Consider the following 21909-nt stretch of genomic DNA (forward strand, 5'->3'; position numbering starts at 1 on the left):
CTTGAACGTCAAAGTGGGGTTCAGAACCAGCGGTCCTGCATGTCGAGGCTTGTGCTGTTGGCGCTGGCCAGCAGTCGCGCCTGGGCGTCGATACCGGCAAGCTCCCAGTCCATGAAGTAGCGCGCCGCTTGCAACTTGCCGTGGTAGAAGTCCGCTTCGCTGTCGGCTGCCCCGGCGCCCAGGGCGCGGCTGGCGACCAGAGCCATGCGCAACCACAACCAGCCCACCAGCACCCGGCCGAACAGGTCGAGGTAAGAGGTGGCGTTGGCCAGGCCGCGCCTGGCGTCGGCGGCGACCTGGCCGAGCAGGCTGTCGGTGACCTGCTGCAAGCGCTCCAGTGCACCACTGAGCAGGTAGGCGATGGCGGCGCAGCGATCGTCAGTGCCGGCTGCGTCGAGGGTCAGACGCACCTGGGTGAGGAACGACTGGTAGCCGGCGCCGTGGTTTTGCTGAAGCTTGCGCCCGAGCAGATCGAGGCCGTGGATGCCTTCGGTGCCTTCATGGATTGGGTTGAGGCGGTTGTCGCGGTAGTACTGCTCCAGCGGATACTCGCGGATGTAGCCCGAGCCGCCGAGGATCTGTACGCCGATGTCCGAGGCGAGCACGCCATACTTCGACGGGTAGGACTTAACCATGGGAATCAGCAGGTCAAGCAGCTCCCCGGCCTCGCGGCGGGTTGCCGGGTCGGGCGCAGTATGGGCATCTTCGTACAGGCTGCTGGCGTACAGGCACAGCGCCAGGCTGCCCTCGGCGTAGGTCTTCTGTTGCAGCAGCATGCGCCGCACATCGGCGTGCTCGACGATGCGCACCTGTGGCGACAGCGGGTCTTTGGCCCCGGGCAAGCGGCCCTGGGGGCGTTCGCGGGCGTAGTCCAGGGCATGGATATAGCTCTGGTAGGCCAGCGCCGAAGCGCCGAGGGCCACGCCGATGCGCGCTTCGTTCATCATCTGGAACATGCAGGCCAGGCCCTGGTTGGCCTCGCCGACCAGGTAAGCGACGGCACCGGCCTGTTCGCCGAAATTCAGCACGGTCGAGGTGGTGTTGCGGTTACCCAGCTTGTGCAGCAGCCCGGCCAGGGCGACATCGTTGCGTGCGCCCAGGCTGCCATCCGGTTCAACCAGGAACTTGGGTACCAGGAACAATGAAATGCCACGGGTGCCGGCCGGCGCGCCCTCGATACGAGCCAGCACCATGTGCAGGATATTGGCGGTGAGGTCCTGGTCACCACCGGAAATGAACATCTTCTGGCCGAACAGGCGATAGCTGCCATCGCCCGCCGGGCGCGCCAGGGTGCGCAGGTCGCCAAGGGCCGAGCCCTGGCCGGGTTCGGTCAGGGCCATGGTGCCGCTGTAACGGCCGTCGAGCATCGGCGCCAAAAAGCGTTCGCGCAGGGAGGCGCTGGCGAAGCTCTTGACCAGGTTGGCAGCCCCGATGGTCAGGAACGAGTAGTTTACCGTGGCGATATTGGCGGCGTTGAAGTAGGCCATGCTGGCGCGCAGGATCACTTCCGGCAGTTGCAGGCCGCCATCGTCGACGTCGTGGTGGGCGGCGAGGAAGCCCGCCTCGGCGAAGGCGTCCCAGGCGGCCTTGGTTTCAGGGATCAGGCGCACGTTCTCGCCGTCGAAGGTCGGCTCGTTGGCGTCGCCTTTCTGGTTGTGCGGGGCGAAGTATTCGGCGGCGATACCCCGTGCGGTCTGCAAGGTGGCGTCAAACACCGCCCGGTCGTGCTCGGCGTAGCGCGGGCGTTGCAGCAGTGCCTGGGTATCGAGCAGTTCGTAGAGCTGGAACTGCAGTTCACGTTCGTTCAACAAGGCGTCGGTCATCGTCGTGTCTCGTACAGGTCGGCCCGCCGCCGTTGACGGCGCGGCCAGGGTCAAACAAAAGGATTCAGAACTGCTGGTCTGGCATCTCGAGCACGGCATCGGCGCCCTGGACGACGATGCGCGACAGGCTCTCGGCCTGCGGCAGCCAGTGATCAGCGTAAAAGCGCGCGGTAAGCAACTTGCCGCGATAGAAGCCCTGGTCGGCGTTGCCGACCTTGAGCTGGCGGTGCGCGACCAGCGCCGAACGGGCCATCTGCCAGCCACCAGCGACGATGCCCAGCAGCTCGAGGAACGGCACGGCACCGGCGGCAACACGGGCAGGCTGCAGGGGAAATTGAGCAACGATGAATGCGACGCTGGCATTCAGGGCAATCAGGGCCTTGCCCAGGTTGCCAGCGTTAGCCTGCAGCTGCGCATCGTCCGTCGCCGTCAGCGCTTCGATCACCTGCTGGATTTGCTGGCCAAGTGTGGCGATGGCCTTGCCGCCGTCGCGGGCGATCTTGCGGCCGATCAGGTCGCTGGCCTGGATGCCGGTGGTGCCCTCGTACAGCGTGGTGATGCGCGCATCGCGCAGGTACTGGGCGGCGCCGGTTTCTTCGATGTAGCCCATGCCACCGTGAATCTGGATGCCAAGTGAGGTGATGTCGACGGCGTTTTCGGTGCTCCAGCCCTTGACGACCGGGATCATCAGCTCCACCAGCGCCTGCCATTCCAGGCGGGCGGCGGGGCTTGGGTGGCGTTCGGCGCAGTCCATTGCCGCGGCGACTTCACAGGCCAGGGCGCGCATGGCTTCGGTGCGGGCTTTCATCGACAGGAGCATGCGCCGTACGTCCGGGTGGCGGATGATCGCGACATCGCTGCGCGTTGATGCACCAATCTCGCTGCCCTGGATACGATCGCGGGCATAGCTACGGGCTCGCTGGTAGGCGCGCTCGCTGAGGCCGACGCCTTCGATGCCGACACTGAAGCGGGCGGCGTTCATCATGATGAACATGTATCCCAGGCCGCGGTGCTCTTCGCCGACCAGCCAGCCGGTGGCGCCATCGCCGTCGCCAAAGGCGAGCACTGCAGTCGGGCTGGCGTGGATGCCCAGCTTGTGTTCGATAGCAGTGCAGCGCACATCGTTGCGCGCGCCCAGGCGGCCGTCGGCCTCGACCAGGTATTTCGGCACGACGAACAGCGAGATCCCCTTGACCCCGGCCGGTGACCCGGGGGTGCGGGCCAGGACCAGGTGGACGATGTTCTCGGCCAGATCGTGCTCGCCGTAAGTGATGAAAATCTTCTGGCCCTTGATACGGAACGTGCCGTCGCCTGCCGGTTCGGCACGGGTGCGTACCGCCGCCAGATCGGAACCGGCCTGGGGTTCGGTGAGGTTCATGGTACCGGTCCACTGGCCGCTGATCATCTTCGCCAGGTAGGTGTGCTTGAGGTAAGCCGAGCCGCGCAACTCGATCGCCTCGATGGCGCCGCGGGTGAGCATCGGGCACAGGCCGAACGACAGGTTGGCAGCGTTCCACATTTCCTCCACCAGCGCCGAGACCACCCGCGGCAAGCCCTGGCCACCGAACTGGGGAGCACAGGACAGGGCGTTCCAGCCACCCTCGGTAAAACGCTGGTAAGCCTCGCGCCAACCGCTGGCGGTGCGTACCTCGCCGTCGAGCCAGCGCGCACCTTGACGATCTCCGCTGACGTTCAGCGGCGCCAACACGCCATGGGCGAACTTGCCGGCTTCACTGAGGATGGCGTCGACAAGCTCGACGTCCAGGTGGCTGCAGCCGGGTAGCCCCAGCACTTGTTCCAGGTAACCCAATTCGTTGAGAACAAACTGCATGTCGCGCAGCGGCGCGTGGTATTCACTCATGGCTGGATCCCTGGCCGATGTTGTTGAGGCTCATGAAGACTCCGAAAAGGTGGTATGTCCGTACAGGCGCTGAGGGCAAGTTCAACAGATCGAACCAGGGCAGGCGCCCACCCCGGAAGGGTGGGCAAGGGCGACGCAGCGCCGACCTACCCGCCAGGAGGGGGCGTGCCCTGCACACGACGGCTTAAGGTGAAGCCATCGCATCCACGCCACTCTGAGGTCAGCATGATCCCACGCACTCTTTTCGAGCCCGAGCACGAGGCGTTTCGCCACACGGTCCGGCGTTTTCTTGACGAAGCCTGCGCCCCCTTCCACGAACAGTGGGAGGAAGATCAGCGGGTGCCCCGGGAGATCTGGCAGCGTGCCGGCGCGCTGGGCATGCTCAATGCCACGACACCGGAGGCCTATGGCGGCCTGGGCCTGGACCGGCGGTTTTCCATGGTCGCGGTGGAGGAGGTAGCCCGGGCAGGGTTGTCGGGGCTGAGTGGTTTCAATGTGCATGACATCTGTGCCGGCTACCTGATCAACTTCGGTACCGAGGCGCAAAAGCTTGAGTGGCTGCCGAGAATGGCCAGCGGCGAGGTGATTGCCGCCGTGGCCATGACTGAACCGGACACCGGCTCAGACCTGCAGGCGGTCAAGACCCGCGCCGTGCTCGATGGTGACGACTACCTGATCAACGGCGCCAAAACCTTTATCTCCAACGGCACCAACTGCGACCTTATCGTGGTGATCGCCAAGACCGGCAACAGCGGTAAAGGCTCGCGCGACATCTCGCTGATTCTGGTCGAGGCCGACCGCACCGGGGTCAGCAAGTCCAGGCCGCTGCGCAAGGTTGGCCTGCACGCCCAGGACACCACCATGCTGTTTTTCCAGGACGTCCGCGTGCCCAGGGTCAACGTGCTCGGCGCCGAGCCGGGCCAGGGCTTCTATCAGCTGATGAAAGAACTGGCCTGGGAGCGCCTGAGCATCGGCATCCTGGCTATTGCCGCCAGCCAGGCGGTACTGGAACAAACCATTGCCTACACCCGCGAGCGCAAGGTGTTCGCCAAACCGATCATCGAATTCCAGAATTCGCGCTTCAAGCTTGCGGAGCTGAAGACCGAGGTCGTAATTGGCCAGACCTACACCGACCGTTGCATGGAACTGATCCTCGCGCACGAGCTTAGCCCGCAAGCGGCTGCGGCGGCCAAGCTGTGGTGTACCGAGCTGTACTCCAAGGTGGTCGACCAGTGCCTGCAACTGCACGGCGGCAACGGCTACATGCTCGAATACCCGGTGGCCCGCCACTACCTGGACAGCCGGGTCAACCGTATCTATGGCGGGGCCAACGACATCATGCGCGAACTGGTGGCCCGCACGCTCTGAGCGCACAGAACTGGCGCTCCCCCCTCACTTAAGGGGGGGAGGCTGACTTTTGGCTGATCTTCAGGTACAAAATCCGACATAAAAACAACAGAACGTGGCCACGCAAGCCAATTCGTCCAGCGCCCGCTTCGCTGTTTCGATGCGTTCGGATCGGAGACCTGTCAGGCCATGCATAGCGACAAGCTGCTCGTTTCGACCAAATTCGCACCCCCGCGCATCGGCACCCAGACCATCCTGCGCCAACGCCTGCTGGAAGAGCTGCGCAGCATGGCGCAAAGCCGCGTAGGCTTGATCACCGGCAGCCCGGGTTTCGGCAAGACCACGTTGCTGGCGCAATGGCGCCAGTCGATGATGCGCTCGGGCGCCGAGGTCGCCTGGCTGTCACTGAGCGCAGACGACAAGCACCTGGCAATCTTCTTCGCCTACCTGCGCGGCGCCCTGCAACGTCTAGGCATTGCCCTGGACAGCGGCATCCCGCTGGAAGGCTCGCGCCAGGAACTGATCGACGAGGTGGTCGCGGCCATCGTCGAGGGGGCGGCGTGCGTCAACAAAGAGCTGTACCTGGTGATCGATGATTACCAGCACGTCTGCGACCCGCGCGCCCACCAGTTGATGCAGAAGCTGCTGGACCACAGCCCGGACAACCTGCATTTCGTGATCTCCTCGCGGGTCGGGCCGCCGCTGAGCTTCAGTCGCCTGCGCCTGAGCGGGCAACTGGTCGAGCTCGATTGCGCGGCATTGCCCTTCGACCTGAGCGAGTCGCGCGCCTTCCTCGAACAGAGCCTGGCGGTGTTGAAGCTGAGCCCGGAAGAACTGCACCAGATCCACGAGCTCACCAGCGGCTGGCCGGCCACCCTGCAACTGGTGATCATCCTCCTGCGCAATGACCCCGGCGCCCGCGGCACCTTGCGCGAAATGGGCTGGCGTTCCGACGACCTGCAAAACTACCTGGCCGAGAACGTCATGGCGCACCTGCCGGCCGAGCTTGCCTGGTTCATGGAAAGCGTGAGTATCTGCCGGCGTTTCAATGCCTCCCTGGCGCAGGCGGTTACCGGCTGCGAGGCGGCCACGGCGCTGCTCAAGCGGCTGGACGAAGAGAATCTGCTGATATTTCGCGTCGAAGCCGACGACCGCCAACCCTGGTATCGCTTCCATGCACTGTTTGCCGACTTCCTCGCCACCCGTTTGGCGCGGCGTGAAGGCAACGCGCAACGCGCGCTGCACGACCGGGCGGCGCGCTGGTTCGCCGAGCGCAAGTTGCTCGCCGAGGCCGTACGCCATGCCACCGAAGCGGGCGACCTGGGCTTTGCCGCGCAACTGATCGAGCGCGCCGCCCCGGCAACCTGGAGCCTCGGCCAGCTCAGCCCGCTGCTGCGTCTGCTCGACCGCCTGCCACAAGACATTCTGTTCTCGCGGCCACGGTTGTTCTTTCTTGGTTGCCTGGCCTACGCCCTGACCGCCCGACCGGCCAAGGCCGAAGCCTGGCTGGAGCAGTTCCAGCGCAGTGGCGCCGCGCAGCAGGCCGACGTCGCCTACCGGCTGCCGCTGGTGCAAGCCGCCATCGAGGTGCAACGCGACCGCACCGAACCGATCATCGAGCTGCTGAAAAACTTCAAGCCGTTACCGGACGACTATTCGGTCACGCGCTTTGGTGCGCCGGCGTTGCTGGGCATCGCTTACCTGGCGGCCGGGCGCATCGACGAGGCCCTGCAATGCCTGGATCAGAGCCCGATACCCGAGTCCGAGCGCGATGGCGAAATGGCCCTGGTCGCTGAAGGCACGCGCACGCTCTGCTACTTGCAGGCCGGGCGGGTGCTGGATGCCGAGCGTACCGGGGCGCCGCAACTGGCCCGTGCCGTGGCAGTACACGGGCATCGTTCGGCCAGCGCCTATCTGGGCGGCGCAACCCTGGCCGAGGTGTACCGCGAACTGGACCGCACCGACGAGGCGCGGGAGATTCTTGCCAACCGCAACGGCCTGCTGCAATGGGCCATGCCCGACACCATGCTGCGCGCCACCATCTGCCGTGCGCGCCTGGATTTGCTGCAGGACAGCCCGGCGGTTGCCATGGCCTTCCTCGAGCGCCAGGTGCGTCACTTTCGCACCATCGGCCAGGACCGTGCGCTGGTGCATTGCCTGGCAGAGCAGGCGCGCATCGCCTTGCTCGATAATAACAAGACCCTGGCCGCCGAGGCGGTCGCCACCCTGCAGACCCTGGCCCAGCCTTACCTTGCGGCCAAGGGCTTCAAGGCCGACATCGTGCCTATGGCAGCATTGGCGCGGGCGCGCCTGCTGCTGGCCACCCATTACCCGGACAAGGCGCTGGCCGATCTTGAGGTGCTGTACAGCTATGCCAAGGCGTTCAGCCGCGGCCAGTTGCGGGTCACCGCGCAGTTGCTGCTGGCCTGCGCCCAGGCTGACCTGCTTGAGCCCGAGCGGGCACAGGCGCATCTGCTGGCGGCGCTTGTCGAGGGCCGCCAGTTGGGCCTGGTTCGCACCTTCCTGGATGAGGGCGAGGCGCTGCGCAAGATGCTCGCCGAGCTTGCCGGCAAAGCCCTGGCGGATGAAGACGGGGCATACCTGGGCCGCTTGCTGGAAGGCTTCGGGCCTGCCTATGCCGGGCGCTGCAGCGAATTGCCAGGCAATGGCGCCCACTCGGTACTGACACCGCGGGAGCTGGCGATCCTGCAACTGATCAGCCAGGCCATGGCCAACAAACGCGTGGCCCTGACGCTGAACATTTCGCTGGAAACGGTGAAGTGGAACCTGAAGAACATCTACGCCAAGCTCGGCGTCTCCAGCCGCTATGACGCGGTGTCCTGGGCACGCAAGCACGGTGTGCTCGAGTAAGCGCAAAATCACCCGGGCCCAGGCATCCGGCACGTTGCGTGGACGTTTCGCCTGCCCCGTACCCGGGTAATCTTGCCGATTGAGCCTAAGCCAGCCGCCGACGTAGCGGCCAACCCCGCACGGGGGGCTTGGTCTCCCGCCGGCTCCTGCCCGCCAATCCCCCCCGGCGTGAGGGGGCAGCCCGCCGATAGTGCCTCCTATGATCGATTCACAGCCCCCGCTAGGGCGGCAGAACGATGAGCCTAGGAGAGAACCTTCAATGATTGCGCGTAACCTGTTCGATCATGAGCACGAGGCGTTTCGCGACAGCGTGCGACGCTTCCTGGCCGAGGAATGCGCACCCTGCCAGGAACAATGGGAAACCGATCAGCGGGTGCCGCGTGAAATCTGGCAGCGCGCCGGCGCGCTCGGCATGCTCAATGCCAACACCCCGCAAGCCTACGGAGGCCTGGGCCTGGACCGGCGCTTTTCGATGGTCGCCAGCGAAGAGATCTACCGCGCAGGCCTGGCCTCCGGGCTGATCGGTTTTGGTGTACATGACATTGTCGCCGGCTACCTGGTGAATTTCGGCAGCGAGGCGCAAAAGCACGCCTGGCTGCCGAAAATGGCCAGCGGCCAGGCCATCGGCGCGGTGGCCATGACCGAACCGGACACCGGCTCCGACCTGCAGGCAGTCAAGACCCGCGCGGTGCTGGACGGTGATCACTTCGTCATCAACGGCGCCAAGACTTTTATCTCCAACGGCAGTAACTGCGACCTCGTGGTGGTGGTGGCCAAGACCGGCAATTCGGGCAAAGGCGCCGACGACATCTCGCTGATCCTGGTCGAGGCCGAGCGTGCGGGGTTCAGCCGCTCGCGGCCGTTGCACAAGGTCGGCCTGCACGCTCAGGACACCACCATGCTGTTCTTCGAAGACGTGCGGGTACCCAGGGAGAACCTGCTGGGCGGCGTGCCGGGGCAAGGTTTTATCCAGTTGATGAAGGAGCTGGCCTGGGAGCGCCTGTCGATTGCCGTCAGCAGCGTCGCCGGCTCGCTGGCGGTACTGGAAAGCACCCTGGACTACACACGCAACCGCACGGTGTTCGGCAAGCCGATCTTCGCCTTCCAGAACACCCGGTTCAAACTGGCCGACCTGAAGATGCAATTGGCGGTGTCGCAGAACTACGTCGACCGCTGCATGGAGCAATGCCTGGCCGGCACCCTCAGCCCGGAAGCGGCAGCAGCCGCCAAATTATGGTGCTCGGAGCTGTATAGCCGTGTCGTTGATGAGTGCGTGCAGCTGCACGGCGGCAACGGCTACATGCTCGAGTATCCGGTGGCCCGCCACTACCTGGATCACCGTGTGCTGCGCATAGCCGGCGGCGCCAACGACATCATGAAAGATCTGGTCGGCCGCACACTCTGAGCCGGGCCACTGAGGACTACCCAATGCAATATCTGATCCCCCGTACATTGTTCAGCACCGAGCACGACGAGTTCCGCCGCGCTGCCCGGCGTTTCATGGAAGAGGAGGTGGCGCCGTTTCACGCCCAGTGGGAGAAGGACAAGTGCGTCCCCCGCGCGGTGTGGCGCAAGGCCGGCGCGCTGGGCATGCTGCTGCCATCGATGCCGGAAGAGTACGGCGGCCCCGGCGCCGACCGCTTGTTCGACATGGTGTTCTGCGAAGAATTCATGCGCATCGGCGCCACTGGCCTGATCGGCTTCGGCGTGCATGGGCTGGTGGCGTACTACATCCTCAACTACGGCACCGAGGCGCAAAAGCAGGCCTGGCTGCCGAAGATGATTGCCGGCGAAGCTGTCGGCGCCATCGCCATGACCGAGCCCAACACCGGCTCGGACCTGCAAGCGGTACGCACCCGCGCCACCCTCGATGGCGAGCACTTCGTGCTCAATGGTTCCAAGACATTCATCTCCAACGGCGCGTCCTGCGACCTGGCGCTGGTGGTGTGCAAGACCGGCAACAGCGGCAGTGCCAAAGATATCTCACTAGTCATCGTCGAGAAGGAGCGCCCGGGCTTCGAGCGCTCGCAGCCGCTGGAGAAGATTGGCCTGCATGCCCAGGACACCAGCATGCTGTTCTTCGACGACTGCCGCGTGCCAGTCGAGAACGTGCTCGGCGGCGAGCAGGGCCAGGGCTTTTACCAGCTTATGCATGACCTGGCCTGGGAACGGATCATCGGCGCGGTGGGCTTTCAGGCCCAGGCCGAGGCGGCGCTGGAACACACCCTCGACTACACCCGCTCGCGCATCGTGTTCGGCAAGCCGGTGCTGGATTTCCAGAACTCGCGTTTCGTCCTGGCGCAACTGAAAACCGAAATACAGCTCGGCCGCTCCTGGGTCGACAGCTGCATGGCCTTGTTGCTGCGCGGCGAGCTGAGCGCCGAGACCGCAGCGGTGGCCAAGTACTGGACCGCCGAGCTCAGCAGCCGGGTAGTCGATGCCTGCCTGCAACTGCATGGCGGCAACGGCTACATGACCGAGTACCCGATCGCCAGGCTGTACCTGGACACCCGCGGCAACCGCATCTGGGGCGGTACCAACGAAATCATGAAGGAAATCATCGCTCGCACCCTGTGAGCGCGATCAGACAGAGGAGTGCACACGTGTCTCAAGAAATTCGCTTTGACGGTAAAGTCGCCATCGTCACCGGCGCCGGCAACGGCCTGGGCCGTGCCCATGCGTTGCTGCTGGCGTCGCGCGGCGCCCGGGTGGTGGTCAACGACCTGGGGGTCAGTACCGATGGCCTGGGGCAATCCAGCGCCGCGGCCGACGCGGTGGTTGCCGAAATTCGCGCCCTGGGCGGCGAAGCGGTAGCCGATCACCATTCGGTGACCGAGGGCGAGAAGATCGTCGCCACCGCGCTGGAAGCCTTTGGCACCGTCGACATCCTCATCAATAACGCCGGCATCCTGCGCGACACCTCGTTCCACAAGATGACCGAAGAGCAGTGGGACCTGATCCAGGATGTTCACGTCAAGGGCGCCTACCGGCTGACCCACGCGGTGTGGCCGATCATGCGCGACAAGGGTTACGGGCGTATCGTCATGACCGCCTCGGGTGCCGGCATCTTCGGCAACTTCGGCCAGTGCAACTATGCCACCGCCAAGGCCGGCCTGATCGGCTTTGCCAGCTCGCTGGCCATCGAAGGCGCGAGCAAGAACATTCGCGTCAACACCATCGCCCCGATAGCCGCCTCACGCATGGTGATCGCCAGCGGCATCTTCCCCCAGGCGCTGCACGACAAGCTCAAAGTCGAAGACGTCGCGCCACTGGTGGCCTGGCTGTGCAGCGAAACCTGCGAGGACAGCGGCGAGTTGTTCGAAGTCGGTGGCGGCTTCCACGCCAAGTACCGTTGGCAGCGTTCCCAGGGGCGGTTCCTGCACACCCAGTGCCTGAGCCCGGAACTGGTTCGCGACAACTGGTCGCGCATTACCCGCTTCGACCAGCACAGCGTGCATCACGCCGATGGCGCCGACGCTTTCAAGGAGCTGTTCGAGCGCATGGACGCACCGACCAAAGGTGGCAATGCCTTTGTCGACATGGAGGTGGCGGGCAAGGCGGTGTCTTACCTTGAAACCGAGTATGACCAGAACGATGCCGCACTCTATGCCCTGGCCGTCGGCGCCGCCAAGGACCCGCTGGACCGCACTGAGCTGCTGTATGTGAACGAGTTTGCCGGCGACGATTTCCGCGTGCTGCCGACCATGGCCGTGTTGCCGGCCACTGAAGTGTTCCTGCGCGCGGCGAAGTCCGGCGAGCCGCAGCTGGAGGGTCTGAACCTGCCGTTCGCCAAGGGCCTGCATGGCGAGCAGTACACCGTCATGTACCGGCCGTTGCCGCCAAAGGCCAAGCTCAAGCACACCATGCGCCTGAAGGCGGCCATCGACAAAGGCAAGAGCTCGGTGAGCATCCTGGCCATCGAGACCACCAACGAACACGGCACGCCGCTGTTTTACAACGAAGTCACCGGGTTCTACCCGGGGGTGCCCGGGGCCGGGCTGGAGCAGGTCGCCAGCGAAGAGCTCAACGTGCCGCCGTTGCGCGCACCCGACGCGGTGCTGGCCGATGCCACCGAGGTCAACCAGGCCTTGCTCTACCGCCTGTGCGGCGACTGGAACCCGATGCACGTCGACCCGGATTACGCCGCCAGGGCCGGTTACGAGAAGCCGTTCCTGCACGGCTTGTGCACTTTCGGCTACCTCGGCCGGCATGTGATCAAGGCGTTTTGCGATAACGATTCGCGGCTGTTCAAGAGCGTGCGCGCACGCTTCGCCTCGATCGTGATGCCCGGCGACACCCTGGAAACCCGCATGTGGCGTGAATCGCCCACGCGCATCATCGTCCAGATGCGTGCCGTGGAGCGTGACGTCATCGTGCTGAAAAATGGCGCGGTCGAATTGTTCGAGTCCGTGCCGGCCTGATCCCTGGCCACCTGCCGCTGGCCGGTTGTGCTAGCGGCAACTTTGTATTTCAGGAGAGCACGATGCAACGTTGCGTCAATGTGATTGGCGTAGGGATGTCCGCTTTCAGCCCCGCAGCAGCGGGCCCGGGCCTGGCCGACCTGATCGGGCGCACGGCCCGCTTGGCACTGCTCGACGCCGGGTTGTCCGCCAGCCGCCTGAGCGCGGTGTTTGCCGCAACAGACAGCGACGCGAGCCTGCAGCGGGCGCTCGAGCACTGCGGGCTGGGCCAGGTGGCGGTGCGGCAGTTTGCGCCGGACAGCGAAGACAGCGGGTTGATGTTGTCCTGTGCCTGGCAGGCGCTGGTGCAAGACCAGGCCCAAGCCATTCTGGTGGTGGGTGTGCAAGGTGCTATAGGCCCATGGCCTTACCCGGATGCGCTGCTGGAGCACCTGGGAGCCAGCGCTCGCGCCTATATGGCGCGATACCAGGCGCGCCCGGAAACCTTCGCGATGATCGCCGTCAAGGCCTGCCAGCATGCGGCGCTCAACCCGGAGGCCGCGTTCAGGCGGGCGCTGACCCTCGACCAGGTGTTGCAAGCCCGCCTGCTCGCCGAGCCGTTGACCTCTGCGCAGTTTGCCTGGCCAAGCGCCGGCGTTGCCGCCGTGCTGCTGTGTTCCGCCGATTTTGCCCGCCTTCATTGCCCCGGCCCGCAGGTCCGTATCCTCGCCCTGGCCAGCGCCAGCCCGACAGAGGGCATTGTCGACATCGGCTATGACACCCAGGTGGCCGCGGCCCGCGAGCTGTATGAACTGGCGGGCATCGGGCCACAGGATGTGCAGGTGTGCGAACTGCACGACGCCAGCACCTTGAGCGAGATGCTGCTGTACGAGGCGCTGGGCTTTTGCCCTGAAGGCAGTGCAGAAAAGCTGGTCGAGGAGGGCGACAACACCTATGGCGGCAACCTGGTGGTCAACCCCAGCGGCGGCCTGTTGTCGCTTGGACTGGCTGGCGCCGCCAGCCCGCTGGCACAATGCATCGAGCTGGTCCAGCAGTTGCGCGGCAGTGCCGGTCGACGCCAGGTCGATAACGCACGAACTGCCCTGCAGCAACACACCGCCGACGCAGGCACGGTGATTGCCACGCTCTACCAGCGCGACTGAGCGACAGCAGCGACATGCACCAGGACGCGCCCGGAACAGAACAATATCAATGGGTGGTACACCACCCTCCAGATCCAGGATCGGCAATGAATAACAATAATCAGACCACCCTGTTGCATCGCTTCCTCCACTGGGAGCGCACTACCCCCGAGACCATCTACCTCAGCCAACCCCTGGCCGATGGCAGCGTGCAGGACTTCAGCTGGGCCGATGTCGGCGATCAGGCACGCCGCGTCGCCGCCCACCTCAAGCGCCTCGAGCTGCCGGCCGGTTCGTCCATTGGTATCTATGCCAAGAACAGCGCGCACTGGATCATCGCCGACCTGGCGATCTGGATGGCCGGCCACGTCAGTGTGCCGCTGTACACCACCGCCAGCAGCGATACCGTGCGCTATGTGCTGGAGCATGCCGAGATCAAGCTGCTGTTCGTCGGCCGCCTGGAGGGCGAGGCCTCCGGTTGGCAGGCGATCTGCGCCTCGATTCCCGAGCAATTGGCGCTGATCGACCTGCCGATGTCCAGTTGCAACCAGGGGCTGGCCTGGGAGCAGATCATTGCCGGCACCGAGCCGTTGCAGGCCGTCGAGCTTCCTGCCCCCGAAGCCCTGGCAACCATCATCTACACTTCCGGCAGCACCGGCGACCCCAAGGGCGTGATGCACAGCTTTGCCGGCCTGTATGCCGCGCCGGCGGTGACCGGCTGCATGTATGCCAACGGCCGCGGCACCTCCAGCGGCGACCGCCTGCTGTCGTACCTGCCCCTGGCGCACACTGCCGAGCGGGCCGTGGTCGAAGCGGTGTCGCTGTTCAGCGGCTGCCGGGTGTTCTTCAATCTCGGGCTCGATACCTTCAGCGCAGACCTGCGCCGTGCACGGCCGACCATATTCCTCTCCATGCCAAGGCTGTGGGGCAAGTTCTACCAGGGCATCAACGAGCGCATCGACCCGGCCGTTCAGGCTGCGGCATTCGCTGATCCGGCCGAAGGCGCACGAATGAAGGCGCAGATTCTCTCAGCGCTGGGGCTCGATCAGGTACACACCGGGCTATCTGGCTCGGCACCGCTGCCGGTGAAGGTGATGGAGTGGTACCGGCAGTTGGGGCTGGAGCTACTGGAGGGCTATGGCATGACCGAGAACTTCGGCACCTCGCACTTCAGCCTGCCGGGGCAGGTGCGGGTGGGTTACGTCGGCGCAGCCATTGCAGGGGTCGAGTGCCGCCTGGGCGCCGACAACGAGATTCTGGTGCGCAGCCCGGCGCAGATGCTCGGCTACTTCAAACGACCTGACCTGACCGCGCAAAGCTATACCGATGATGGTCTGTTTTGCACAGGTGACCGTGGCGAGCTGGATGAACAAGGCCGCCTGCGCATCACAGGAAGGGTCAAGGACCTGTTCAAGACCGCCAAGGGCAAGTATGTGGCGCCGGTGCCGATCGAGGCCAAGCTGGGTAATCATCCGCGGATCGAGGCCTGTTGCGTTACCGGCGTGGGGCTGTCGCAGCCGTTGGCGCTGCTCAACGTCTCGGCCGAAACCCGTGCGGCGCTGGCAACTGCAGAAGGCCGGGACCGGGTTGCCACCGAGCTGGAAGTGTTCCTGGCCGAGGTCAATGCCCAGTTCGAGGCCCATGAGCAGTTGTCGCGGCTGGTGGTGGTCGGCGAACCCTGGGCAATTGCCAACGCCCTGCTGACGCCGACCTTGAAGATCCGCCGTGGCCTGATCGAGGAGCGTTACCTCGGCAGGATTGAAGCCTGGGATGCCGGGCAGGGCAAGGTCATTTTCGAATAGAAGGAGATGCCAAAACGCCCCGCAAGCGGGGCGTTTTTTATTGCCGGTCAAACCTTATCGAATACCCGCATTGCGCAGCGCCGCCGGGGTGAAGTCTGCAAGCTTGGTCCGCGTGCCATACAGCGGTGCGCGCCTGGATTCGTTGCTCAGGCTGACGACGATGTAGCGGCCCGCCAGCAAGTCGTAGAAGCCCTGGGCCGCCGGAGCGTTCAAGCCCTTGTCATAGTGGTTGTAGGTGTAGTTTTCGCCCACCCGCCAGAGCTGACCACGGCCGTCATAGTGATCGACCTCGGCAAGTACCCAGGTGTCTTCGTCAAAATACATGTCGCGCTTGGCATAGATATGCCGCTCGCCAGGCTTGAGGGTGGCCTGTACGTGCCACACCCGGTGCAGCTCGTAGCGGCTCAGGTCCTGGTTGATGTGCCCGGGTTTGATGATGTCGGCGTATTTTAAATCCGGTGATTGCAGCTTGTAGTTGTTGTAGGGAATGTACATCTCCTTCTTGCCGATCAGCTTCCAGTCATAGCGGTCTGGCGAGCCGTTCATCATGTCGGCGTTGTCCGAAGTGCGCATGCCATCTGCCGCCAGGCCCGGTGCATCGTAGGCCAGTTGCGGCGCACGACGTACGCGACGTTGGCCGGCGTTGTAGGTCCAGGCCTTGCGCGGCTCGCTGACCTGGTCGATCGTTTCATGCGCCATCGACACTGTGCCGGCCAGGCGCGCCGGGGCATCGACGGCGAAGATGTAGTAATAGAGGATGTTTTTCGCCGCCTGGGCATCCACCCCGTCCATGTACTGCGGAAAGCTGTTCTGGTCGTGGGTCTCGACAATGGTGTAGGCACCGTTGACCTGGGGCACCGCTTGCACCGACCAGCGTTCGACGTTTTCGCCACGAAAGCGCGTTACATAGTTCCAGTAGACTTCGACGCCGCTCTTGGGGATCGGGAAGGCGTAGTAGCGTGAGTCGGCGAGGTTGCTCAAACCGGTGCCATCGTTGACCAGTTGCACATTGACCGCGCTTTTCTTCGCAGCGCCATAGATGTGCTCGGCGGTGCGGGCCGTACGGTGGCTCTGGTAGACCGGGATCCTGTAGCTGTCCGGGTAACGCTTGAACATCGCCAGTTGGCCGGGGGTAAGCTTGTCTTTGTACTGCTCGGCATTGGCTGCGGTGATGGTAAACAGGGGCTTTTCATTCTTGAACGGATCACCGAGAAAACCCTTGGCGTCCACAGCGGCGGCGCCAGGCTTGAGCCCGCCGGTCCAGGCCGGGATGCTGTTGTCGGCGTTGCCTTCCTTTTGTGCGCCCAGAGGCGTCAGGCTGGTGCCCAGTTGGGCCGCTTCCTGTTCGCTGACTGCAGCCATGACGCTGCTGGCCAGCAGCGAGAGCGCCAGGGCGCCGGTAGTAAGGATGGTGCTTGCTTTCATGGATGTACCCTCTGTTCGAGTGCGCCTCAGAAGTTGACGCCGAAGCTGAGCGAGACATAGTCGCGGTCAGTGTTGGTGTTGAAGCGGCCGCCGAAGAAGTCCGTGTAGTTCAGGCTCGCGGTGTAGCGGGTCATGTAGTCGGCATCCAGGCCGACACTTACTGCTTTGGCGCCTTCCTCGAAGTTCGGCCCCCAGCCGTCTACGTCGTGGGACCAGGCCAGGTTCGGCGAGAGGTTGATGCCGGCAAGGACGTTGGTGTAATCGAGCTTGGCGCGCAGGCGGTAACCCCATGAGTCGGTGGTATAGAAGCCATGGCTGTTGCAGCGCTGCTGCGGGTTGCTGGCGGTGGCGCAGACCGTCGCGTTCTGGCTGCCGGGGAACTCGCCAGCACCGAATACCGGGCTGCGGCCGAAGCGGATGTCAGTGCCGTCAGCGTCGCCCAGGCCGTTGATGCGGTTGTAGCCCACCTCGCCGACCAGGGTCAGGCGGCTGGCGCCCCAGATCTGGTCGACGAAGTGGGTGGCGCTGACCTGGGCCTGCAGCACCGGCATGCGCTTGTAGCCAGGCAGGTCGCCGCCCAGCGCCTGGGTGGTTTCGCCCGAGGTGAACAGCGGCGAGGTCTGGGTACGAAAGTCGGTATCGGTGGACTGGATCGCCGCCAGGTTGAGGTCGGCGGTGTTGATCTGCAGCGGCATGTTCGGCCGGTAGCTGACCTCACCGCCGACGGAAGTCGCGCCCAGGGTGGTCTGCAAGCTCACGCCGTACAGGCGGATGTCCTCGGGGTAGTCGACAAAGTAGCGTGCCGAGCGTACCCGGTCGAACTGGCTCTGGGCCGCCGCCAGTGGTCGGGCGGCAGCGGGCAGGGCAGCCAACTGGGCGGCGGTGATCGGCGCGGTGGTCGTCTGCTTGAAGCTCAGGTAGGGCGTGCGGCTGTGGTAGTTCATGGCGTAGAAGCCGAACTCGCTGTCATTGAGCTGCGGCACGAACCAGCGCAAGGCCACGCCGAACTGGCCGCCGTCGCGGGCATCGTGGTCTTCCAGGCGCGGCATGTAGACGTTATCGACCACCGCGCCACTGAGGATCTGCGCCGCGCTCGCGGTGTTGTTCGCCACACCCGGGGCCAGGTCGGGGCCGGCGAACACCAGGCGGTCGTTGCAGCCCTGGGGCAGGGGGTCGGAGCCGAAGAACGTACCGCAGTTGTCGACCACCGAGTTGTCCCATTCCAGCTGGTAGAACACTTCGGCGTTGAGGTTCTCGGTCAGGCCCTGGGACAGGTAGAACATGTTGACCGGTACCAGGCCCTCCTTGACCTCGGCACCCGGCCGGCGCAAAGCGGCGACGTCCACCGGGTTGATGCTGTTGATCGAGTTGCCGATGAAGGTGCTTTCCCCCCAGCTGACCACCTGTTTCCCCAGGCGCACGTTGCCGGCCAGCTCGCCGAGGTTGTAGTTGTGGTACACGAAGGCATCGAGGAACTGCGCCCCGGAGGACTTGGCCAGGTCATCGCGGCCGCGGTCGTCGATGTCGTAGAACGGCCGGTGTTCGTCCTTGAGTTCGAAGTCGTACCAATACTTGCCGCGTACGAACACGCCACTTTCGCCGTACTTCAGCTCAAGGTCATGCACACCTTTGAAGATCTTCGAAAAGGTTTCGCCCTTTTTGAAGTTCTGCCGGTTGTCATCGGCGGTACGGGTGGCCGACTGGCCGCGCAGGCCCAGGGTATTGGCCGCGTTGATGAACTTGGGGTCCGGCCCGCGTACCGCCCAGCTGGAACCAACGGAAAGGGAAGAATCGAACTGCCCCTCGATCTCGCCGATCTGAAAATCGATGGCGCCGGCGCTGGCGCAGGTGCCAAGGCCGACCGCCAGGGCCAGCAAATGAGGGCGAAATTCGAATTGCCGTGTGGGCGCGCGGCGCAGGCGTTGCCGGCTCATGTGTCTTGCGAAAGTCACGTGTTGGTTACCCCTGATCTTGTTGTTGTTTGGGTGAACTGCCAGCAAACGCTACCGCCGGCACTCGCCGCGCTTCCCCCTCCAGAGGGGGGGGAGCACCCCCACCCGTCGTCAGACCCCTGCAACGACGGTTGCCCGAAGCCCCCTCTAGCGGGGGGGGACTTCAGGCATCGGCATTACGTGACCATCGGTGAACGGTTCGGCGCGATTGCCGCCCCACAGGTACGGCGGTCGCGGGCCTGGATAACTCACCCTGGAGAAAGTGATGTCGCAGAAAGTAGTTGTTGCCGGAGTCGGCATGATTCCGTTTGCCAAGCCTGGCCAGAGCGGGACGTACATCGAGATGGGCGCGCAAGCCATACGCCTGGCGCTGCAGGACGCCGGCCTGGACTATCGCAAGGTGCAACAGGCCTATGCCGGGTATGTCTATGGCGACTCCACCAGCGGTCAGTCGGCGCTTTATGAAGTCGGGCTGTCGGGCATCCCGGTGATCAACGTCAACAACAACTGCGGCAGCGGCTCGACCGCATTGTTTCTCGCCCGCCAGGCGGTTGAAAGCGGTGCGGTAGACTGCGCCCTGGCCTTTGGCTTCGAGCAGATGCAGCCGGGGGCGCTGAAATCGCACTGGCTCGATCGGCCGATCACCTATGGCAAAGGGCACGAAGTGGTCGATGAAATATTCCCTCAGGGCCGTGAAATGCCCGATGCCCTGAAGTTCTTCGGCGGCGCCGGCCTTGAACACATGCAAAAGTACGGCACCCGCATGGAAACCTTTGCGGCCATCCGCGCCAAGGCCAGCCGGCATGCCGCCAACAACCCGATGTCGGTGTTGCGCAAGGTGGTAAGCACCGAGGACGTGATGAACGACCAGGTAATTTTCCCGGGGGTAATGACCCGCCTGATGGCCTGCCCGCCGACCTGCGGCGGCGCCGCGGCAATCGTGGTCTCCGAGCGTTTTGCCAGGCAGCACGGCCTGCGTACCGACGTGTGCATCCTCGCCCAGGCGCTGGTGACCGATAAACCGGAAGCCTTCGATCCGCCATCGCTGATCAGCATCGTCGGCGTCGGCATGACCCGTCAGGCTGCCGCCCAGGTGTATGAAAAAGCCGGGGTCGGCCCGGAAGATATTCGGGTTTGCGAGCTGCATGACTGCTTTGCCCACAACGAACTGCTGACCTACGAAGGTCTGGGCTTCTGCCCGCAAGGCGGCGCCGAGAAGTTCGTGATGGACGGCGACAACACCTACGGCGGCCAGGTGGTGGTCAACCCGTCGGGGGGCTTGCTGTCCAAGGGCCACCCACTGGGCGCCACCGGCCTTGCCCAGTGCTACGAGCTGACCCACCAACTGCGCGGCACCGCCGACAAGCGCCAGGTGGCTGACCTGCAGCACGCTTTGCAACACAACCTGGGGTTGGGCGGCGCCGGCATCGTCACGCTGTTCGGCCGTAACTGACACCCCCTGCGCGCCCGCCAAGGCGCGCTTTTGCACTGACTGATGAGGATCCGACATGGCAGACAAGCGTCTGATCGGCCGCTCTCTGGGTGTTACCACCTGTGAGGTTGAAAAGGGGCGCCTGCGCTTCTTCGCCAAGGCCATTGGCGAAACCGACCCGATATACAGCGACGAAGCCTGTGCCAGGGCCGCCGGTTACCGGTCGCTGCCGGTGCCGCCAAGCTTTCTGATGTGCCTGGAAGCCGAAGGACGCGACACCGACTACATCGTCCAGGACATTTTTGGCTTCGACCTGGGGCGCCTCCTGCATGCCGAGCAGGGCTTTGAGTACCACGCCATGGCCTTTGCCGGTGATGAGCTGACCTTCGCCACCGAGGTGGTGGATGTTTACCAAAAGAAGGGCGGGGCGCTGACCTTCGTGGTACAGCAGACCCGCGTCACCAACCAGCACGGCCAGCACATCGCGGATATCCGCTCGTCGCTGGTGCAGCGTTGAGGAGCCGCCAATGAACCTTAGTCACTGGGGCGATGTGCAGGTCGGCTTCGCACTCCCGCCGTTTACCGCGCCCGCCGTCACCCGCACCACCCTGGCGTTGTATGCCGGGGCGTCGGGCGATCACAACCAGGTGCATATCGACCTGGACTTCGCCCGCAAGGCCCGCCAGCCGGATGTGTTTGCCCACGGCATGCTCTCAGTGGCCTACCTCGGCCGCCTGCTCACTGCCTGGGTGGCGCAGAGGCAAATCCGCAGCCTGTCGGTGCGTTTCACCGGGATCACCCAGCTGGGGCACGTACCCACCTGCAGCGGCGAGGTTATCCAGCGCTTCGACGTAGACGGCGAAGCGCGCGTGCGCCTGGCGATTCGCTGCGGTAACCAGTACGGCGAGCACAAGTTGGTTGGCGAAGCCGTCGTGGCGCTGACCTGAACCCAATAAAAACAAGGAACAACAGCATGAGCAAACTTTCAGGCAAAGTCGCCCTGGTCACCGGCTCCGGCCGTGGTATCGGGCGTAGCGTGGCGTTGAAACTGGCCGCCGACGGCGCCCGCGTCGTGGTCAACGACCTGGATGCAGGGCCGGCCGAAGAGGTGGTGGCGCAAATCCGTGCGGCCGGTGGCGAGGCGGTGGCCTGCGTTGGCAGCGTCACCGCGGTGGATTTCGCCGAGCGCTTCGTCAACACCGCAATCGACAGCTACGGCACCATCGACATCATCGTCAACAACGCCGGCTACACCTGGGACAACGTGATCCAGAAGATGAGCGACGAGCAGTGGTATGCGATCCTCGACTGCCATCTCACCGCGCCGTTTCGCATCCTGCGTGCCGCCCAGCCGATCATCAGCGCCATGGCCAAGCAGGAGGCCGCTGAAGGGCGGGTAGTCAGTCGCAAGGTGGTCAACGTGTCGTCGGTGTCGGCCGGTGGCAACCCTGGCCAGGTCAACTATTCGAGCGCCAAGGCCGGGGTGCTGGGCATGACCAAGTGCCTGGCCAAGGAATGGGGGCGGATGAAGGTCACTGTCAACGCTGTCGCCTTTGGCCATATCGAAACCCGCCAGACCCAGCCAGTGGAGGGCGATCCGAACTTCATCGAGATCGAAGGGCGGCAAATCAAGGTGGGCATCAGCCCGGCCATCGTCGAGCAGTCGAAAAGCATGATCCCGCTGGGACGCCCCGGCACCCCGGAGGAAGCCGCCGGTGCGGTGTACCTGTTGTGCATTCCAGAGTCGGACTACGTCAGCGGCCAGGTACTGGTCTGCGGTGGCGGCCTGGGCAACATCTAAAACCATGGCGGTGCGCGTGGGCGCACCGCCACTCTGCAGTGAGTAGCCATGAC

Annotated in this window: 15 protein-coding genes; 11 read left to right on the plus strand and 4 right to left on the minus strand. The window is 64.5% G+C overall.

From position 1 onward, the window contains the following. Positions 1-20 precede the first annotated feature (20 nt). Together UB48_RS16520 and UB48_RS16525 are read right to left on the minus strand one after the other, a co-directional pair. Positions 21-1823, minus strand: coding sequence for an acyl-CoA dehydrogenase (locus UB48_RS16520; protein ID WP_045198945.1), 1803 nt, complete (start codon positions 1821-1823; stop codon positions 21-23). 64 nt (positions 1824-1887) lie between these two features. After that, entirely contained in the window at positions 1888-3684 is a 1797-nt protein-coding gene (locus UB48_RS16525) for an acyl-CoA dehydrogenase (RefSeq protein ID WP_045198947.1), read from the minus strand. A gap of 225 nt (positions 3685-3909) precedes the next feature. On the opposite strand from UB48_RS16525, the gene UB48_RS16530 reads away from it, so the two are divergent. The 7 genes from UB48_RS16530 (at position 3910) to UB48_RS16560 (ending at position 15246) form a co-directional block, all read left to right on the plus strand. Next, complete coding sequence (locus tag UB48_RS16530; RefSeq protein WP_045198949.1) at positions 3910-5052, plus strand: acyl-CoA dehydrogenase family protein; 1143 nt, start codon at positions 3910-3912, stop codon at positions 5050-5052. A 168-nt stretch (positions 5053-5220) separates the two neighbouring features. After that, positions 5221-7902, plus strand: a complete 2682-nt coding sequence (locus tag UB48_RS16535; RefSeq protein WP_045198951.1) for a LuxR C-terminal-related transcriptional regulator — start codon at positions 5221-5223, stop codon at positions 7900-7902. Positions 7903-8161: 259 nt separating this feature from the next. Further along, the gene (locus tag UB48_RS16540) at positions 8162-9307 is read left to right on the plus strand and encodes an acyl-CoA dehydrogenase family protein (protein WP_082075461.1); all 1146 of its coding nucleotides are present in this window, start codon (positions 8162-8164) and stop codon (positions 9305-9307) included. A 32-nt stretch (positions 9308-9339) separates the two neighbouring features. After that, the gene (locus tag UB48_RS16545; protein WP_275560032.1) at positions 9340-10479 is read left to right on the plus strand and encodes an acyl-CoA dehydrogenase family protein; all 1140 of its coding nucleotides are present in this window, start codon (positions 9340-9342) and stop codon (positions 10477-10479) included. A gap of 26 nt (positions 10480-10505) precedes the next feature. Beyond that, positions 10506-12323, plus strand: coding sequence for an SDR family oxidoreductase (locus UB48_RS16550; protein ID WP_045198956.1), 1818 nt, complete (start codon positions 10506-10508; stop codon positions 12321-12323). Positions 12324-12385: 62 nt separating this feature from the next. Next, complete coding sequence (locus UB48_RS16555) at positions 12386-13465, plus strand: hypothetical protein (protein WP_045198958.1); 1080 nt, start codon at positions 12386-12388, stop codon at positions 13463-13465. Between the two features lie 86 nt (positions 13466-13551). Next, a complete protein-coding gene (locus UB48_RS16560) occupies positions 13552-15246 on the plus strand; it encodes an AMP-binding protein (protein WP_045198960.1) in 1695 nt (564 codons plus the stop codon). Positions 15247-15300: 54 nt separating this feature from the next. Here the strand turns inward: UB48_RS16560 and UB48_RS16565 are convergent, their stop codons facing one another. Together UB48_RS16565 and UB48_RS16570 are read right to left on the minus strand one after the other, a co-directional pair. Further along, positions 15301-16671, minus strand: coding sequence for a DUF1329 domain-containing protein (locus UB48_RS16565; RefSeq protein ID WP_045198962.1), 1371 nt, complete (start codon positions 16669-16671; stop codon positions 15301-15303). A 26-nt stretch (positions 16672-16697) separates the two neighbouring features. Then, a complete protein-coding gene (locus UB48_RS16570; protein ID WP_045198963.1) occupies positions 16698-18605 on the minus strand; it encodes a DUF1302 domain-containing protein in 1908 nt (635 codons plus the stop codon). Positions 18606-18888: 283 nt separating this feature from the next. On the opposite strand from UB48_RS16570, the gene UB48_RS16575 reads away from it, so the two are divergent. The 4 genes from UB48_RS16575 to UB48_RS16590 are packed head-to-tail and all read left to right on the plus strand — an operon-like array spanning position 18889 to position 21856. Next, a complete protein-coding gene (locus UB48_RS16575) occupies positions 18889-20076 on the plus strand; it encodes a lipid-transfer protein (protein WP_045198966.1) in 1188 nt (395 codons plus the stop codon). Between the two features lie 55 nt (positions 20077-20131). Further along, the gene (locus UB48_RS16580; protein WP_045198968.1) at positions 20132-20572 is read left to right on the plus strand and encodes a MaoC family dehydratase N-terminal domain-containing protein; all 441 of its coding nucleotides are present in this window, start codon (positions 20132-20134) and stop codon (positions 20570-20572) included. A 10-nt stretch (positions 20573-20582) separates the two neighbouring features. Continuing rightward, on the plus strand, positions 20583-21002 hold the full coding sequence (locus tag UB48_RS16585) for a MaoC/PaaZ C-terminal domain-containing protein (RefSeq protein WP_045198969.1): 420 nt from the start codon (positions 20583-20585) through the stop codon (positions 21000-21002). 26 nt (positions 21003-21028) lie between these two features. After that, positions 21029-21856 (plus strand): SDR family NAD(P)-dependent oxidoreductase, encoded by an 828-nt coding sequence (locus tag UB48_RS16590; RefSeq protein WP_045198971.1) that lies wholly within the window; start codon positions 21029-21031, stop codon positions 21854-21856. Positions 21857-21909 lie beyond the last annotated feature (53 nt).

Source organism: Pseudomonas sp. 2(2015), assembly GCF_000955865.1.
In the GTDB taxonomy this organism is placed as follows: Bacteria; Pseudomonadota; Gammaproteobacteria; order Pseudomonadales; family Pseudomonadaceae; genus Aquipseudomonas.

Excerpts from the sequence above, each read along its gene's own strand:
- UB48_RS16520 (WP_045198945.1), bottom strand. The coding sequence starts at position 1,823 with ATGACCGACGCCTTGTTGAACGAACGTGAACTGCAGTTCCAGCTCTAC.
- UB48_RS16525 (WP_045198947.1), bottom strand. The coding sequence starts at position 3,684 with ATGAGTGAATACCACGCGCCGCTGCGCGACATGCAGTTTGTTCTCAAC.
- UB48_RS16530 (WP_045198949.1), top strand. The coding sequence starts at position 3,910 with ATGATCCCACGCACTCTTTTCGAGCCCGAGCACGAGGCGTTTCGCCAC.
- UB48_RS16535 (WP_045198951.1), top strand. The coding sequence starts at position 5,221 with ATGCATAGCGACAAGCTGCTCGTTTCGACCAAATTCGCACCCCCGCGC.
- UB48_RS16540 (WP_082075461.1), top strand. The coding sequence starts at position 8,162 with ATGATTGCGCGTAACCTGTTCGATCATGAGCACGAGGCGTTTCGCGAC.
- UB48_RS16555 (WP_045198958.1), top strand. The coding sequence starts at position 12,386 with ATGCAACGTTGCGTCAATGTGATTGGCGTAGGGATGTCCGCTTTCAGC.
- UB48_RS16560 (WP_045198960.1), top strand. The coding sequence starts at position 13,552 with ATGAATAACAATAATCAGACCACCCTGTTGCATCGCTTCCTCCACTGG.
- UB48_RS16565 (WP_045198962.1), bottom strand. The coding sequence starts at position 16,671 with ATGAAAGCAAGCACCATCCTTACTACCGGCGCCCTGGCGCTCTCGCTG.
- UB48_RS16570 (WP_045198963.1), bottom strand. The coding sequence starts at position 18,605 with ATGAGCCGGCAACGCCTGCGCCGCGCGCCCACACGGCAATTCGAATTT.
- UB48_RS16575 (WP_045198966.1), top strand. The coding sequence starts at position 18,889 with ATGTCGCAGAAAGTAGTTGTTGCCGGAGTCGGCATGATTCCGTTTGCC.
- UB48_RS16580 (WP_045198968.1), top strand. The coding sequence starts at position 20,132 with ATGGCAGACAAGCGTCTGATCGGCCGCTCTCTGGGTGTTACCACCTGT.
- UB48_RS16585 (WP_045198969.1), top strand. The coding sequence starts at position 20,583 with ATGAACCTTAGTCACTGGGGCGATGTGCAGGTCGGCTTCGCACTCCCG.
- UB48_RS16590 (WP_045198971.1), top strand. The coding sequence starts at position 21,029 with ATGAGCAAACTTTCAGGCAAAGTCGCCCTGGTCACCGGCTCCGGCCGT.